Annotated in this window: 3 protein-coding genes and 2 tRNA genes; 3 read left to right on the forward strand and 2 right to left on the reverse strand. The window is 74.0% G+C overall.

Going from position 1 to position 2,608, the window contains the following annotated elements; translation table 11 throughout:
- Positions 1-241: 241 nt before the first annotated feature.
- Positions 242-1,006, reverse strand: coding sequence for a 2-keto-4-pentenoate hydratase (locus tag NJ376_RS28245; RefSeq protein ID WP_252956684.1), 765 nt, complete (start codon positions 1,004-1,006; stop codon positions 242-244).
- Positions 1,007-1,026: 20 nt separating this feature from the next.
- Positions 1,027-1,815, reverse strand: coding sequence for a 23S rRNA (guanosine(2251)-2'-O)-methyltransferase RlmB (rlmB, locus tag NJ376_RS28250; protein ID WP_252956685.1), 789 nt, complete (start codon positions 1,813-1,815; stop codon positions 1,027-1,029).
- A 337-nt stretch (positions 1,816-2,152) separates the two neighbouring features.
- On the opposite strand from rlmB, the gene NJ376_RS28255 reads away from it, so the two are divergent.
- The 3 genes from NJ376_RS28255 to NJ376_RS28265 all read left to right on the forward strand — a co-directional run.
- Positions 2,153-2,235, forward strand: a tRNA-Tyr gene (locus NJ376_RS28255).
- A 32-nt stretch (positions 2,236-2,267) separates the two neighbouring features.
- Positions 2,268-2,341 (forward strand) — tRNA-Gly (locus NJ376_RS28260).
- Positions 2,342-2,422: 81 nt separating this feature from the next.
- Positions 2,423-2,608: GTP-binding protein (locus tag NJ376_RS28265; RefSeq protein WP_252956379.1), on the forward strand; the 186-nt coding region annotated here is incomplete at its 3' end.

The following is a 2,608-nucleotide window of genomic DNA, read 5'->3' on the forward strand; positions in this document are numbered from 1 at the left end:
CGGCGGCGGCCCGGACCGCGAGCTGGTCTACGAGGCCCCGGCCGGCAGCAATGCCCGCCTCGCCGGCGCCCCGGCCAACCACGGCGGCTGAGCCCGCCGCTCAGCCGCCCCCGCTGGTGGTCCTCCCCAGCCAGCCAACCCCGGCCGCGCCAGGGCTCCCGCCCCCGCGCGGCCGGTGCGGGAGTGAGGGCGAGGGCTTGCGGTACGGCCGCAGCGAGCCTCCCCCGATTACACGACTCGATCACGCAAAGCGCAGCCGCGCCGTCCCCAACCCCTCGAACCGCGCTTCTACCTCACAGGGGCCATCCAGCCAGATCGGCGGCGTGACCGAGCCCAGCCACACCACCTGGTCCTTCCTCAGCCCCCCGAACACCTCCGCCGCACCGGACCCCGCCAGCCAGGCCAGCGCCGCCATCGGGTGGCCCAGCAGGTCGCGCCCATGCCCGGCCCCCACCACCTTGCCGCCGACATGGAATTCCCCGCGGACCGCGCCGAGATTCATCTCCCGCCAGCCCGGGCAGGGCGCGCCGATCACGCCGGAGGCGTGGAAGACCTGGTCGGCGATCAGGGTGGGCGCGTGCAGCCTGCCCATGTCGCCATAGCGCTTCTCGACGATCTCGATCGCCGGGAAGACCTCCGCCACCGCCTCGCCCGCCGCTTCGGGCGTGCAGGGCCCGGGCGGCAGGTCGCGCCCGAGCCGCACCCCGATCTCGCATTCCACCCCCGGCTGGCGGAAGGCCGCGAAGCGGAATTCCGTGCCGTTCGGATTCACGCTGCCGGCCGGGACGAAGCCCGCCGCCGGGCCGCTCAGCCCGAGGATCTTCTGCATCTGCTGCGTGGTTGCGCCGATCTTGAAGCCCGCCGGCGGCACCGCGCCCAGCGCCTTCGCCACCGCCAACTGCAGCGCGTAGCCGGCCTCCGGCGTCGCCGGCGCCAGCCCGCCCGGCAGGGCCAGGTCGCTCTTTCCCCGGCGGGCGGCGAGGATGGCATCGAGGGCAGCGGACATGGCGTTCTCCTCCCCGGGGTTCAGCCCCGATTCAGCTCATAGAGGGCGACCGCGGCGGCGGCGCTGACATTCAGGCTCTCCATCTCCGGCGCGATGGGCAGCCGGGCAAGCTCGTCGCAATGCTCTCGCGTCAGGCGGCGCATGCCCTCGCCCTCGGCGCCCAGCACCAGCGCCACGCGGCGGCCGCCGAGTCCCGCTTGGGCCAGCGTCACCGGCGCCGCGCCATCCAGCCCCACCACCCAAAGCCCGGCCTGCTTCAGCGACTCGATGGCGCGGGCCAGGTTCACCTCCCGCACCACCGGCACGAGTTCGAGCGCGCCGGAGGCGGCGCGGGCGAGGGTACCTGTCTCGGGCGGGGCGTGGCGGTCCTGCATCACCAGCGCGGCGGCGCCGAAGGCGGCGGCGGAGCGGAGGATGGCGCCGATGTTGCGGGGGTCCGTCACCTGGTCCAGCACCAGCACCGGGCCGTCGCGATGCGCCAGGGCCTTGTCCAGCGGCGGGTTGGGCAGCGGCTCCACCAGCAGGGCGACGCCCTGATGCACCGCATCCTCCGGCAGGAAGGTGGCGAAGCGGGCGCGCTCCGCCCGTTCCGGCGCAATGCGCCAGGGCGGCGGCAGGCGGGCGGCGAGGGCCTGCTCCGCCTCCGCCGTCAGCAGCAGCCGGCGCAGGCGGCGGGCGGGGTTGGCGAGGGCGGCGGCGACCGGGTGCAGCCCGTGCAGCCAGACGCCGCCTTCCTTCAGGGCGGACTCGCTCCTGGCTTCTGCCTTGCGTGCGCCCCTTTGGCCGCCCCCAAGGGGAGAGGTGCCCAAGGGGGCGCGATCCGGGGCCAGGGGGCGCGCGGGACGGCGCGGCGGGGAAGGGCGCATGCCGCCGAGATTGCCCGTCGCCGCCTCGCCGCGCCAGGGGCGAAGGCGCCCAGCGGCGCCAAAGGGCGAGGCTGTCCGGGTGCCGGGAGCGAGGACGGGAGAGGGACGGCGGCGTGCCGGATGGCGAAGGCCGCCCACCCCTCGGATGGAGCCGGGCACCGGGCGCGCCGGCCCGGGCAACGGCGCCGGCGCAGCCAGCGCGATTCCGCCGCGGCCGCATTGACATCCCACCGCCGACCCGGTACGCGCCCCACCACTCGCCGGCTCGAACCTGGCCTGCGGAGGGGTGCCCGAGTGGCTAAAGGGGACGGACTGTAAATCCGTTGGCTCGCGCCTACGTTGGTTCGAATCCAACCCCCTCCATTTCTCCGGCCCTGGTGACAGCGATGGTGCGGGCGGGTGTAGCTCAATGGTAGAGCCCCAGCCTTCCAAGCTGGTTGTGCGGGTTCGATTCCCGTCACCCGCTCCAGCCAGCGGGCGGCCCGGGAATCGGAACCTGACCGAAGCCGAGGATGGCGCGCGCGGGCTCGGTGCAACGGGGTAGCGGACAATGGCGAAGGCGAAGTTTGAGCGGAACAAGCCGCACTGCAACATCGGGACGATCGGGCACGTTGACCATGGGAAGACGTCGCTGACGGCGGCGATCACCAAGGTATTGGCGAAGACCGGCGGCGCGACCTTCACGGCGTATGACCAGATTGACAAGGCGCCGGAGGAGAAGGCCCGCGGGATCACG

The sequence above is a fragment of the Siccirubricoccus soli genome (assembly GCF_024178315.1).
Lineage (GTDB): Bacteria > Pseudomonadota > Alphaproteobacteria > Acetobacterales > Acetobacteraceae > Siccirubricoccus > Siccirubricoccus soli.

Bases quoted from the DNA above. Each gene is read 5' to 3' on its own strand.
- NJ376_RS28245 (WP_252956684.1), bottom strand. From the start codon at position 1,006: ATGTCCGCTGCCCTCGATGCCATCCTCGCCGCCCGCCGGGGAAAGAGC.